Raw genomic sequence first — 11,824 nt, forward strand, 5'->3', positions numbered from 1 at the left:
GTTCCAAACCACCACAACTTGTCAGTAATCTTGTCGCCGAAAGCTATTTTAGTAAAAAGACTGAACGGATAAACAGTAAGCTGGTTTGAGTTAGATCGACTGGGCTTAAGCCATGACCGTCAATAGAGAATCTGCCAAGAAAAATCAGGCGAATAAGAACGCCAAAGCAGCAGATCCCCTGTTTGAGAATTCTTTACAGAAACAGCAGCTAGTTGGAGAGCAACTTTCCAGCTGGGGTCGGTTTATGATCCTGTTTGGCTTAATTCCGATACTGGTTTTACGTCTCTATTCTGATGAGATTAGAGTCGATTATCTGCCAATGGCATTAGGTAAATGGCTGGTAGCTGTTGCTTATGCTGTCGTGATTCGTCAGCAGCTAAAAAACGCAAGTTATCAATCGCAGCTGGGTTATTTGACGCTTTTCATCGATTCACTGATTGTTACGGTTAGCTTAATCAGTATGTCGTTTTACAAAACTAATCACCTCGGCACACTCAATGACTCGCTATATGTCGTTTTTTACATTCTGGCTCTGGGCAGTGCCCTGAGGTTTGATGCGCGTTATTCATTGTTTAGCTGCAGCCTGGCAATCATCTCCAGTGCGCTATTAATTCGATTTGATATGCATTTCCACCAAATGCCAGCTGACTTAAATTTGTTCAGCGATCGGGTGTTATCACTGGTTGCTTTGACGGTGTTATCAATCATATTTGCCAGAAAACTTCGCTACAGTTTGCTATCGGAATATTTGCAAAAGAATCGGCATCTACAGGGCATCGCTGCACTGATTAGAATTAACAGTCAGAAAAATACCAGCGCAGTGGTTGAGCAACAATTAAAAGCAGTGGTAAAAGAAGCCAAAGCTTTAACCCGTTCAGATTTTAGTTATCTGATGCTCGATCATTCGGTGTGCCAGAAAACCTTTGCCGATAGTGCGCCGGAAATTGGCCGGTTAAAAACCATTCCGCTAAATGGCTTAGAACAGCATGTCATTTCAGATAGCAGTGTGATGAATATATTTTCTAGGCAATCGCTGCAACAGCAATTTCACCCGTTATCGATTGATCATTTGTTGGCACAAAATGTTGCTGATTTAATCGCGCTACCGATTTGTATGGAGCAGCAAAATATTGGTGTATTAGTGATTGGCAGAAAGAGTGCTAAAGCCGGTGATCGATTGCCCGGAGTGTTAGAACGGCAGTTGGCCAGCAAGGTTTTACTGCACCCGGTTTTGCGTAATTCGTCTAGTTCGATACCCAAGCAATATGATGATTATGAGTTGCTGTTACTGAAACATCTTGCCAGTCATATTACTCAATTGGTGACTTATCAAAATCTACAAAACCAGTTGAAACAGATAACCGATGAAGCAGCTGAATCACCGTTAGAAAAGCACAATCAAGCAAATTCACCGCCGGCCATTTCAGAGTTTTGTGGCATGTTGGGCCAGAGTCAGCCAATGCAATTGGTCTATCAGAACATCAAACGCGTAGCGGTTCACGATGTAGCCGTTCTGATTCAAGGTCAAAGCGGTACTGGTAAAGAGTTGGCGGCTAAAGCATTGCATCAATTGAGTGCTCGATCTGATCAGCCGTTTGTAATGCTGAACTGTGCCGCTATTCCAGAAAATTTATTGGAAAGTGAATTGTTCGGTTATGTGAAAGGCGCTTTTTCAGGTGCTACGCGTAACAAGCGTGGTTTGTTTGAATCTGCAGATAAAGGCACTATTTTTCTAGATGAAATCGGCGACATGCTACCGGCGCTTCAGAGCAAACTGCTGCGGGTGATTCAACAGGGCGAGCTGGTTAAACTAGGTTCTGAGCGCACAATCAATGTTGATGTGAGAGTGATTACTGCGACTCATCAGAACCTGGAGCAACAGATCGCCGATGGTCAGTTTAGGGAAGATCTCTATTTTCGAATTAATCAGGTAGCGATTAATCTACCGCCGCTGTCCCAGCGAGAGACCGACATTTCATTGCTAGCTCAATCGTTTCTCAAACAACTGGATCAAGATAGATACTTTACTGATTCGGCGCTTAAATATTTACAACAAAAAAATTGGCCGGGCAATATTCGACAACTCAAAAGCCTGGTGCAGCAGTTGATTGTTTTAACGGATCAACAACGAATAGATCCGGCGTTGATCCAAAACCTGGAGCAGCAGCAATCACATCAGGTCGCTTCTACTGAACCATTAAATGCCCATATTCAGCAAACTCTGGCTGATGGCTGTCAGCTAAAAAATGAACTGCAACGTTATGAAAAGCAATTGTTAGAAGCTGCGTTGCAAAAAGCCGATGGTAATTTGCGTGATGCCGCAAGTTTATTAGGCACCGCCAAATCAACCTTGTTCGATAAGGTTCGTCGTTACCAATTGTGATGGCCTAAAATCGATTATCTCCGTCCTGTCTGATCCGCCGTACTTGAAACTACAACAGTATGGGTTGTGTTGATTTCAACCTAACCATCTTGGTAATTGATCAGTTTTTGTTAACTCGTTTCCTTTCTTCTTTTCCTCCCTTGTCTATTTTTTTTCACTGAATATTTTCTGTTAAGCATTTTTTGGGTTGGTTTTTAGCTATTGATCGCTTGGACTTGTCCGGTTTTTCGGACGGTTTTGTCCGTGATATCGCTAGTTGTTAACTTTGTGTAATTGGTAAGTGGCTGAATTTAAGCGGTTGTTGTTTGTTTTTGAGTTGGCATGTCTATTGCCACTATCTAGTTGACGATTAAAAATTTGATGGGGGAATCAAATGCTAAAAATCATAACAAAAGCGCTACTAATCGGATTACTAGCGATGCCAATTGTTTCTGTTAAAGCTGCTTCTGTTCAAGCGGAAGAGAAGGAGCAAGGCTCTTGGCAGCTTCGCAAGCAACAGGATGGTATTACGGTTTTTGTCCGGGGCACTGAAAAGGTTGGGGGTTTAAAAGAGTTCAAAGGCATTGCGCTGATGAAGGCTCGAATGGAAACGGTTGCCGAATTAATGCGGGACATTCCAGCGGCGACACAATGGATGGCAGACACCGAAGTTGCCGATGTCATACATGCCACCGATGACTACAACTATCGAGTTCATAACGTCACTTCAATGCCATGGCCGGTGTCAGATCGGGAGATGGTGGTCGATATTTCAGTGGAAATGAATTACCCCAAAGGGCGGGCTGATATTCATATGAACGCGTTAGATCCAGCACCTTATAGCGATCTTTTAGATGGCGATCGGGTGTATATGGATAGTTCTCACGTGGTTTACACACTGCAATATATCGACCGTGAACATACCCAAGTGACCTACTTTGCCAGCCTAAATATTGGTGGTTCGGTACCTGCCTATTTGGGCAATTTGGTGATTGTTGATATTCCATTTACCACTTTGGGCAATATGCGAAAAATGCTGAAAAAGCCGAAATATATTGAAGCAGGTAAGCAATCAGTTGACCGGCTGAAAATTGAGCAAGCCTTACTGGAGCATCCGCTAACTGAGCAGTCAGCAGCGCAGCCAACAAATAATAAGGAATAAATTATGGTTCAAGTCGATATATTTTGGGCCTATGGCCTGGGGGCGACGATTGCTGCAGTTTCTGGTCGTCAATTGGTGAAGGAAGCTTCACCTTTTATTAACAAATATTTCGTTTGGGGTTTGTTGTTTCTAGCGTTAATCTGGAATAACACCGGCGTCTTACTGCTGTTGAAACACCCTAGTTGGGAATCAATGCAGGTGTTTAAAGATCTCTATGATATACCGCCGCCAGTGTATTTGATGTTTGGAATTACCAACATTACTCAGGGAATTTTGGGGTTCTGGGTTTCTTATAAACTGATTCAAAATGACCGTCATTATTTAGCCAACTTGAACTGGCTGTTGGGTTATTTTGGCATGTTCTTTATTTTGATTTATGGCTGGGATGGCATGGGCCTAGACCGGTTCTTTTATGATCGAGATATGTTTGGCGGTGCTCCATGGACGCCGGGCGCTGGTTTTGCCGAAGGTGCAGGTTTGAATTTTGCGCTGTCTTCAGTGGCGATGACTCTGTATTTTGATGGGTTGTTTTTGCTGCCGCCACTCGGTTACATGATTGGTAAATGGACTGATGAAACCACTCGAGCTGAGCCCACATTGAGCAATGCTTTGTTGCCAAAGCATCCGATTGTTACTGCCACTTGGCATTTGTTTATCGTATTCGGTGTCGGATTTACTTCGGCGGCATTGGCCAGCTTAACGGTTTGGCTGCTTAATCCGTTAGTGGGCCATGTGATGAGTTATATCGTCGGCTTGCCGTTATTTGCAGTACTGGCATATTTCTTACTATATCGACCTAGCATGCCAGCTCATTGGGTATTTCAGCAGGTGATTCCAGAAGAACGTGCCAAGTATTCTAAGGTAGGTGTGATTTCTGATGAGTCAGAAAAAACGGCCAAAGCAGCGCATTAATATTTGAATGGGCAGGCAATGTCGTGCAGCGGCATCCTGCCTTTTTATTTTAATGATCCTCAGCAATTAATCTGGGTTATTGTTTGGTGCAAACCTTATAAGATTATTACTCACTTGTGATTCACTTATTGTGACTTCGCGGAGGGTGCAATAAACCCACGGATCTGCAGAGTCAATTGAGTAGAATTCAAATTGCTTTCTCAGCATAGATAGTAAAGTTACAAATATTTTATCTTTGGATAGTTCATAAACACCACCTCGCCAATCAAATAAAATTATTGTTCCGTCTGCTTTATGAGTAACTGAAAATACATGCCCTCTACCCTTTCGATAAAAAACTTTATTTCTGAAACTCTTTGTTTCATCAAAATGACAGTAAAGATAAATTAGATTTCGTGCAGGCTTTGCTAAGATGTGCGATGTTAGTTTCTCTATGCAGATAAAGTCGAAAGCCTGTATAGGAACTAAGTTAAGATGGCTCGACATTTCTTTTTTAGGTATCAAGGATTGTGCAAAGCATATGTGGCGATCGTTTAAAAATTTGTGTCGACCTCGAAGGATTTCCATATTGTGTTCTCTTGCTTCTAAGTTATTAGATGGTGTTTTGTCTAAGTTAAGAAGTATTTTGATAAAAGTATTGATTGATCCGTCTGAGTCATCATCAATAGCGATTAAAAAAAAGTCCTTATTTTCATTTATTGCTAACCAGAAATAAGCAAGACCACAGAATCCTAAGTGAAACGCTGCATATATCGGGCTAACACCGCGAGGCTTTTGATATATTCGTTCAGGGATATCTTGTAGAAGTATTGTGCCATTGTTTTCGAGGCAAATTTTTTGAAGTTCTTGTTGCAAGTCCATAACTGGTTCTTGTTATTTATATTGTAATTAGTATAGAAATAAAAAAAGCGATAGCCCGAGAGCTATCGCTTTTTGTTCTAACAAGTGTTGCAAGAAGATACTTAGAACTTGGTAGGCCTGTTGTGTGCGATGCCATAGTGGCAATCAACACAAGACTCTCCATTTTCTTCCCACTTCACAGGATCATGTGCTCTGCTAGCGCGGCCAGGCTGCGCTGCCAGATCCATTTTGCTTTGATCATGGCACTTCTGACAGGTTGCTGATTTTTGCTCTTGCATGTCTTTCCAAACATGTTCAGCCAATCTCAGGCGATGCTCCTGTTCGAAGTTCTCGAGATTAATCTCTTTTACCCAATATTTTTTGTAGATGTCTTTGATCCCCGAAGTGATCTTGACTTCCATTTTTTCAAAAAATGGCTCGGGTACATGACAGTCAGCACAGGTAGCAACTACGCCGTGGACATTCTTGTAGTGAATTGACTCCTGATATTCCTCAACGACCGTATCCATTCCGATATGACAACCGAAACAGAATTCGTTAGTGCTGGAGTAATGCAGAGATGCGTTAAATGCACCCCAACCAGCGGCACCAACAGCCAGGAACAGGAAACCACCCAAGGGTATCCCTAGCAATAACTTCAACCCGGGCTTTTGCCAGAGCTTTTCCCATAATTTTTTCATCAGCTTTACCTGATTGATTTAGGAAATCCCTGCCACTGCAATGAAGCAGTGGCAGAGCGAAGTTTTACTGTGCGTAACGCTTCTGGAACTCAGCTTGTGCCTTTTTACGAGCAGCTTTCACTGCTTCAGGCTCTTTACCGGAGAACCAAGCATGCTCTGGACGAGATAATATCTCTTCCAGTAGTGCATTACCGCGCTTGGCGATGTCGTGCTTGCCATCGTGCTCAGCCTTTTCGATGAATTCCCGGTACTCAGGAACCAGTTCAGTGTAGAAGGCTTCGGCCACTTCAAACATGCCATGCCATTGCACATAGTCAGGTGCACCCATCGCTGCGCCCATACGTGCGCGACGACCTTGGTGATGCCACAGGTAGAACCAAGTCCACTCGATTTTTTCATCAAAACCTGTGTCAGTCCTCAGACCTTCATCTTTTAGGAACTTCATCATGCTAACGCCAGGCTTGGCGAATTTATCGTTGTAAAGAGTTACGACACCATCAAACTGAACGTAGAAGTTCTCTACCCAGCTTGAAGTGTGACATGCAGAACATACGTTCTTCATATCTTTACGACGATGTTCCCAAGACTTCACTTTGCCACGCTTTTTAGCATCAATTTTTTCTGATACGGGTGGGCGTAATGTCCAGGAAATTCGATCGCCAACATCATGGGTCAGTGGTAAATCTTTAGTTCCAGACATATGACAGGTCGCACAAGTAGGTGCTGCATCGTAGTCCTCGCCAACAATCCACTTGGCCGAATCCAAATTCATATCGTCTACGTTGCCGTAGAAAGCGATACCGTGCTTGGACTCTTCATAGATTTCTTTCTGAGGATGGTCAGGACCTAGGTGGCACTTGCCACATGCTTCAGGACGACGTGCTTGAACAATGTCAAACTCGTGGCGCTGGTGACATGCATTACAAGAACCCTCAGATCCGTCCGGATTAATCCGGCCGATACCTGAGTTAGGCCATGTTGCAGGATCTAAATCGCCATTCTCCAGAACCTTAACTACCGAACCGTGGCACTGGCCACAGCCGCTAACTGCGACAGGAGATGCGCCGTTCAGAATCAATTTACCTTCAACTACTTCAGCAAGCATGTTATCCAAAGAACCTAGGATACGACCGGCTTTAGCATGATGAGATTGAGAGAACTGTTCAGCTTCACGATCGTGGCATTGGCCACAGTCTTTAGGTGAAACCACAACGGAGATATTGAAGCCTTCATGTTTGATGGCATCTTTATCTGTTGGGTTGGCTTGGTGGCACTCGTAACAACCTACGTTTGCACCATAGTGCTTGGACTCACCCCATTGCTGGAATAATCCACGGTTTTGATCTTTGTGACACGCTGCGCATTCTTGGCTTTCAGGAGAAAGTACTTCGAATGCCTTAAGGTTATGAGCCTTGGGTGCAGCCGCTGCTTGACCAGCAAAAATTACACTGGTCATCAGGATCACACCGCTAGCTAACCAGCGCCATATCGACGATTTCATTTTAATGCCCCTCGCATTAATGATTGGACGATTGCTTATGTAAAACTGCAGGCGAGTAATAAACCTGGGGTATTGCTGAAACTGAGTTAAAAGTATTATTTGTTGTGCTGGTTTAGATGTTAATCCAACAGCAAAAATAAGGGATTACAAAAAATTGACTCAAATCAATTTTACTAGTCTTAGGGGGAACTTTTTTAATAATGACTGGCATCAGTCAAACGCCAAGGCGGCGAATGAGAATCATTCTACGAAGAGTGTACTCAGATTAAATAAAATTCAAAAAAAACTTGCTAAAGCTTTGTTTCTAATTAACTCAATATGCGGCAGTGTCATTTGAATGCGGACTTCATGGATTCATCTATTTCGCCCAGACAAAGATCAATTTAATCTGAATCTTTTGCCAGTCAATGTCAGAATGACAGAAGTTAAGTTGAGCTAGAAAAATACTAGGCTAGTTTCGAAGCAGGCAACAATGTATAGAACAAAAAGTGCATGCAACAAATGGTTTGTCGCATGCAGGCAATCTTTTAGATTTTCACTAATAGCTGAATGGGCGTTGCTTCAATTTCGACAGTAACTGGTAATCGGGTAATGATATCTCCATCAGCTTGAACCGGTGCTGAATCGTAAGATAGGTTGAGCTCTTTAATAGAAAGTTTCTTCACATCCTGTGTTTCAACCCCCGGCATATATTCGATCAACCCCAAAGGTAGTGCTGCCATCCAGAGCAATTGCATGGCTAAAGCTTTTATCGGGGAATCGTATTTTTGAAAAGCCAAGAGATGTAGCACCGACTTTTGCCAGTCACCGGCTTCGGCAATGGTAAATTTTCCGCCATAGTAGCGACCGAGTGAAATAATTAAAGTGCTACAAATGTGTCGATCAGTGCTGCCAGCAACCTGATATTGCCAAGTGTTACTTAAAGACCTTGGCAGTTGCTTCAACATGGCTGAGATATAAGCCAGTTTGCCGTGTTTCTTCTTTAAGTTGAGATCGACCGTATCGATTGACTGAGCATCCACTCCAACACTCATCACCTGGCCGAAACGTGTTTTATGACCACTATCATCGGTAACTATTGCTGGATAAAAAGGTGCCAAACCGCCTCTTGCTAAAGTCTGTGCGACACCGCTAGCAGATTCTGGCATTCGAATATTTTTGGCCATCACGTTAGCAGTGCCCAATGGAATAATTGCCATCGGGTTAGCTTTTCCGATCAAACCATTAAGTACTTCATTGATGGTGCCATCACCACCGGCTGCTACTACAACGGTTTCTTCCGGCAATGGTGTTTTTTGCAAATATCGAGTGGCATCACCTGCTGCTTTAGTTGGATATAGCTCCAGTGAAATTGCCTCTCCACCCAATGCACAAAGTACTTTTTCCAACCGAGCCTTGCTTTTTGGGCCCGCAGTCGGGTTATGAATAATTAACAGATGTCTCATAGGGTGGTGGGTCAACCAATAGTAGAATTACCAATAAGGATACAGGCTTGAGACTGAAATACAGTCTCAAGCAAATCAGTTTTATCTGATTTGTGACTAAAAGGTTAGGCGGCAGGAATTAACTGAACGTGATCGCGGATTTTGCCGCTAATGACGGCTTCCATAAACTGATCGCCCAGCTGATGGCTTCGCTGCTGAGTGGTATTCCAGAACTTCACTCGATCATCGTACTGATGGATCATGGCTTTGAAGTCTTTGCGGTCAGGAATACGCTGATAGGGTAGTTTTTCAACAAAACTACGCGAAGGTGCCAGCAGCACTACATTATCCAACTCAGGAATATGATGATGCAAATGGCGTTTTTTAAACTTTTTATCAAACCAGGTTGGGATAAAATAGTCATAAAAATGTGGGTAGAGCGCTAATCGATCATCGCCGGGTAGGAAATTCATCAGTGGATGATAATCGAGCAAGCCACCATCGCGGTATAAACCTACTGGTGCGCCTGGAATATTTTCCACCGCAGGTAGCATATAAGGAATTGAACCTGCAGCTAGCACTACCTTTTGCATGTTTTGTTCGCTTAATGCGACATGGTTGCAAGCAATACCATCGCTGGCAGAAAGCCCCGGCAGGCTGCGAGGATCATGAAATACATAGCGTTCAATGTAGGGTTTTAAATATTGGCGGCCAGCGAAATTTCGCATAAAACCACCAGCCATTCCGCGAACAATTCCTGCGGTAGAATCCGTAGCAAAACCGCCCAATGAACGCATAATGCCGCAGCTGTAGCGTAAGTTTGGGTTGCTGATGATTTCCTGTTCGCTTCCTGCTGGTAAGAACGATTCGATAATTTGATTGGCACCCACCAGCACATCATTTTTACTGGTTTTTTTGGTAAAACGCTGTTGGGTATAAACTTCGGCTAGTTGTTCCATCGCAGCAATTGGGTCTGTTCTGGATGCTGCAGCGAGTTTCCAGGCACCAATAGACGTGCCGTAAAGCGTTACTGGGCGCTCAAGATCTTTTAGCCAGTGGCCAAAAATAGCGCAATCCAGCCCATAAATTGCCAGCCATTTGGCAGCACCGGATGCGCCAATAACGGCGCCAATATCCTGAGCGGATAACCCGCCATCCTTAATTTTTTGGTAAGCGGTTTTACCCGCCAGAATGGTCAAATCTGTCATAGATACACAAGCTAGAAAGCTTGAACTCCCACCAAGTTAAATGATTATTGTAACCAACCGATCGGTCGGTTTTTCTGCAAGGATACTGGGGGTAGCCATCTCCTTGCAATCTATATGTCTTATAGAAGTATTTACTGAGTCAGATTGGGGTATTGCAGAGCGGGTGCGCTATGTTGATTTTAATGTCAGTTGCTGCCAAGTTTAAGTGGATTTCAACAATTATCTAACATTATGCTCAAAGCTAGTTTTGTTCATTATTCTAAGTTTAGCTCTCCTGCTGAATGGATTTCACTGAGTGGAAAACATCAAAGAATGAACTTCGCTTTTATGCCTGTTTGGAGTAAAAAAAAGCATAAAGTTGGAGGGGTTTCTAAAATTTCACTGTCATCACGCACGGTTTCTTTAGTAAAGAATCCATGGGGTTATGAGCATATCTTGGGGGCAAAAGTAGAATATGCAATTGCTGCGATGAGAGAAATATCTGAAGTTGAAATCAGTAATCCAATTGAAATTGAGGCTGAAAGTGAAAGTGATAAGCCGACTAGAAAAGTAATCAATCGCATTTTTTTAAATATTCGTTCTTTAGAAAAAAAATCTAATCCGTTAATTGCTGTAGCAGAAAGGGTGACTGCATACAATGCATTCGACATACCATTTACTGCAGCAAAAACAGTGCTTCAGCTTGGGCTGACAGTGAATAAAATCCAGAGAGATTTCGGATTGCTTAATCCAAGAATCAGACTGACTCTAACTTCTTACAAGCAAGATGACACGATCATGGTTATTGAACGTGAATTTTTTACTTTTGGCGATTTAGCAGACATCATTGAAAAATTATCTCAAAAAAAACGAAGTCATAATGACATTCGATTGCTATTGGATGAATTGATTAGAAATGGAGTTAATATTATTTCAGCTATTTAAATCATCGGTGCTGGTAAGTAATAAAAACCATTGGTGATTCGCTATCTATGACTAAATTACTAGGTCCTAAATAGGTAGATAATTTTTTGTTTTCATTATATCCAACCATTAAATCTGGCGCTAAAACGCTCAACCAAAATGAATCGGGCTTAATTTGTAAGCATAAGGCGACATTCAACTGCGTGGAATTTCTTTGGCATTTAGTATTAGCAATTTTAGATATATTGACTGATAGCCAGTCAGCAGCTGGCATGAGTAATAGCTGTGCCGTAACGGTTTGCCGTTGAAGCTTTAACCAGTATGTTCTAATAAATGCGTCAAAACCCGCATCAATAATTGATCCTTTTTTTGCGATCAGCTGTGTGCTTTGACTGTTAGAGTTTTTCTTAACCAAAACAGAGATGTTTTTTTTCTGATTGCTTGCTTCAACAGATGGTGCGGTAACCGATACCAGCTCGGAGAACGACTGTCTGGCATATTTTATTTTGTAAGACACCAAACCTACGGGTTGAAAATAGCGAATATGTTTTGTCGCTAATAGTGAGAAATCATTATTTAGATAGGTTACATTATGCAAATTTTTTCCGGCAAGATTGCCAGAAACCAAGTCAAGGTAATCGTGATATTCATAATAAAGTAGCTGTCCGTCAAGATCTCTAGCGGTGCCTTTCACATCGAAATCATCTGGAGGCGCCATATTTTTTAAAGTTTCTGCTTGCGATAAAGGAGTGGCTAGTAAAAAAAATATAAAAAATAGTATTTTATTCGAACATAAATTAAATACCCCCAT

Annotated in this window: 10 protein-coding genes; 4 read left to right on the plus strand and 6 right to left on the minus strand. The window is 42.5% G+C overall.

What is annotated here, in order from left to right; all coding sequences use genetic code 11:
• Positions 1-112: 112 nt before the first annotated feature.
• The 3 genes from DC094_RS16925 to DC094_RS16935 all read left to right on the plus strand — a co-directional run bounded on the left by DC094_RS16925 (position 113) and on the right by DC094_RS16935 (position 4,436).
• On the plus strand, positions 113-2,383 hold the full coding sequence (locus DC094_RS16925) for a sigma-54 interaction domain-containing protein (RefSeq protein ID WP_116688302.1): 2,271 nt from the start codon (positions 113-115) through the stop codon (positions 2,381-2,383).
• Between the two features lie 373 nt (positions 2,384-2,756).
• Positions 2,757-3,524: an SRPBCC family protein gene (locus tag DC094_RS16930; RefSeq protein WP_116688303.1), complete on the plus strand. Its 768-nt coding sequence runs from the start codon at positions 2,757-2,759 to the stop codon at positions 3,522-3,524.
• A 3-nt stretch (positions 3,525-3,527) separates the two neighbouring features.
• The gene (locus DC094_RS16935) at positions 3,528-4,436 is read left to right on the plus strand and encodes a hypothetical protein (RefSeq protein WP_116688304.1); all 909 of its coding nucleotides are present in this window, start codon (positions 3,528-3,530) and stop codon (positions 4,434-4,436) included.
• A 66-nt stretch (positions 4,437-4,502) separates the two neighbouring features.
• Here the strand turns inward: DC094_RS16935 and DC094_RS16940 are convergent, their stop codons facing one another.
• The 5 genes from DC094_RS16940 to DC094_RS16960 form a co-directional block, all read right to left on the minus strand.
• Positions 4,503-5,297 (minus strand): hypothetical protein, encoded by a 795-nt coding sequence (locus tag DC094_RS16940; RefSeq protein ID WP_116688305.1) that lies wholly within the window; start codon positions 5,295-5,297, stop codon positions 4,503-4,505.
• Between the two features lie 101 nt (positions 5,298-5,398).
• Entirely contained in the window at positions 5,399-5,977 is a 579-nt protein-coding gene (locus DC094_RS16945; RefSeq protein ID WP_116688306.1) for a NapC/NirT family cytochrome c, read from the minus strand.
• Between the two features lie 64 nt (positions 5,978-6,041).
• Positions 6,042-7,478 carry a multiheme c-type cytochrome gene (locus DC094_RS16950; RefSeq protein ID WP_116688307.1) on the minus strand — a complete coding sequence of 479 codons (1,437 nt, stop codon included), beginning with the start codon at positions 7,476-7,478 and terminating at the stop codon, positions 6,042-6,044.
• A gap of 527 nt (positions 7,479-8,005) precedes the next feature.
• A complete protein-coding gene (locus DC094_RS16955; protein ID WP_116688308.1) occupies positions 8,006-8,923 on the minus strand; it encodes a diacylglycerol/lipid kinase family protein in 918 nt (305 codons plus the stop codon).
• A 104-nt stretch (positions 8,924-9,027) separates the two neighbouring features.
• On the minus strand, positions 9,028-10,110 hold the full coding sequence (locus DC094_RS16960; protein WP_116688309.1) for a patatin-like phospholipase family protein: 1,083 nt from the start codon (positions 10,108-10,110) through the stop codon (positions 9,028-9,030).
• 231 nt (positions 10,111-10,341) lie between these two features.
• On the opposite strand from DC094_RS16960, the gene DC094_RS16965 reads away from it, so the two are divergent.
• Complete coding sequence (locus tag DC094_RS16965) at positions 10,342-11,034, plus strand: hypothetical protein (protein WP_133245598.1); 693 nt, start codon at positions 10,342-10,344, stop codon at positions 11,032-11,034.
• Position 11,035: 1 nt separating this feature from the next.
• On the opposite strand, the gene DC094_RS16970 is transcribed toward DC094_RS16965, so the two are convergent.
• Entirely contained in the window at positions 11,036-11,824 is a 789-nt protein-coding gene (locus DC094_RS16970) for a hypothetical protein (RefSeq protein ID WP_116688311.1), read from the minus strand.

The sequence above is a fragment of the Pelagibaculum spongiae genome (genome assembly GCF_003097315.1).
GTDB classification, from domain to species: domain Bacteria; phylum Pseudomonadota; class Gammaproteobacteria; order Enterobacterales; family Pelagibaculaceae; genus Pelagibaculum; species Pelagibaculum spongiae.

Bases quoted from the DNA above. Each gene is read 5' to 3' on its own strand.
- DC094_RS16925 (WP_116688302.1), top strand. From the start codon at position 113: ATGACCGTCAATAGAGAATCTGCCAAGAAAAATCAGGCGAATAAGAAC.
- DC094_RS16930 (WP_116688303.1), top strand. From the start codon at position 2,757: ATGCTAAAAATCATAACAAAAGCGCTACTAATCGGATTACTAGCGATG.
- DC094_RS16935 (WP_116688304.1), top strand. From the start codon at position 3,528: ATGGTTCAAGTCGATATATTTTGGGCCTATGGCCTGGGGGCGACGATT.
- DC094_RS16940 (WP_116688305.1), bottom strand. From the start codon at position 5,297: ATGGACTTGCAACAAGAACTTCAAAAAATTTGCCTCGAAAACAATGGC.
- DC094_RS16945 (WP_116688306.1), bottom strand. From the start codon at position 5,977: ATGAAAAAATTATGGGAAAAGCTCTGGCAAAAGCCCGGGTTGAAGTTA.
- DC094_RS16950 (WP_116688307.1), bottom strand. From the start codon at position 7,478: ATGAAATCGTCGATATGGCGCTGGTTAGCTAGCGGTGTGATCCTGATG.
- DC094_RS16955 (WP_116688308.1), bottom strand. From the start codon at position 8,923: ATGAGACATCTGTTAATTATTCATAACCCGACTGCGGGCCCAAAAAGC.
- DC094_RS16960 (WP_116688309.1), bottom strand. From the start codon at position 10,110: ATGACAGATTTGACCATTCTGGCGGGTAAAACCGCTTACCAAAAAATT.
- DC094_RS16965 (WP_133245598.1), top strand. From the start codon at position 10,342: ATGCTCAAAGCTAGTTTTGTTCATTATTCTAAGTTTAGCTCTCCTGCT.
- DC094_RS16970 (WP_116688311.1), bottom strand. From the start codon at position 11,824: ATGGGGGTATTTAATTTATGTTCGAATAAAATACTATTTTTTATATTT.